The 710-nt window shown below is 66.3% G+C and carries 1 pseudogene; it reads right to left on the reverse strand.

Features of this window, described 5'->3' with window-relative positions:
- Nucleotides 1–710: pseudogene (locus IE038_RS24020) on the reverse strand (toxin VasX); the annotation flags it as partial.

Raw genomic sequence — 710 nt, forward strand, 5'->3', positions numbered from 1 at the left:
TGCTTATCCATCCCCTCCAGCGCACTGGCCTGGCTCAGGTGGCTATTGGCATTCCAGCTGTTGAGCAGGAGCACCATCAGGGCTATCAGGCCACCGCTGTTTTGCACCACCTTGCTGTTGAAGATGCCCGCCGGTTGCCCCAGGCCAATGGCCCGTCCGGTCGATTGGGCCCAGCGCCAGAGTGCTTCGGCCGAGTCGCCAAACAGGCGCAGTACTGGTTTGCCACCTTCCATGCCCCAGCGCACCCCAGCCCCGCTGCCCAGCTTGATCGCCACCAGCAGGCTGTTCCAGGTTGGGCTCAGGGCCATGGCTTCTTCGCCCTTGAGCCGCAGCAAGGCCGCGCCGAGGCGTTTGACCAGGGTGTTCCATTCGCCATGGGGGGTGCTGGCCCGTGCGCCGATATCATCCAGGACCGCCCGGCTCAGCGGCGCCAGGACCTTGGCCAGGGCCTCATAGGCGTTGGCGCGGTTTTCCTGGGCCAGGGCGCTGAGGAGCTCACTGTGGCGCGAGGCACTGTTCAGCGCGGCTTCCAGGGTTGGGCTCCAGGCGAAGAACAACTGGCGCAGCACGCCGGGGTCGGTGCTGCGCACATAGTCGGCGTATTGCTCGGCACCTTTATCGTGCAGGCACTGGGCACTGAGGCAGGCGGTGGCCAGGCGGTCGAGCCAGGCGCGGGTGCCGTTGTCGTCGTAATCGACCCACCAGGTCGC

It is taken from the genome of Pseudomonas laurentiana (assembly GCF_014648275.1).
In the GTDB taxonomy this organism is placed as follows: domain Bacteria; phylum Pseudomonadota; class Gammaproteobacteria; order Pseudomonadales; family Pseudomonadaceae; genus Aquipseudomonas; species Aquipseudomonas laurentiana.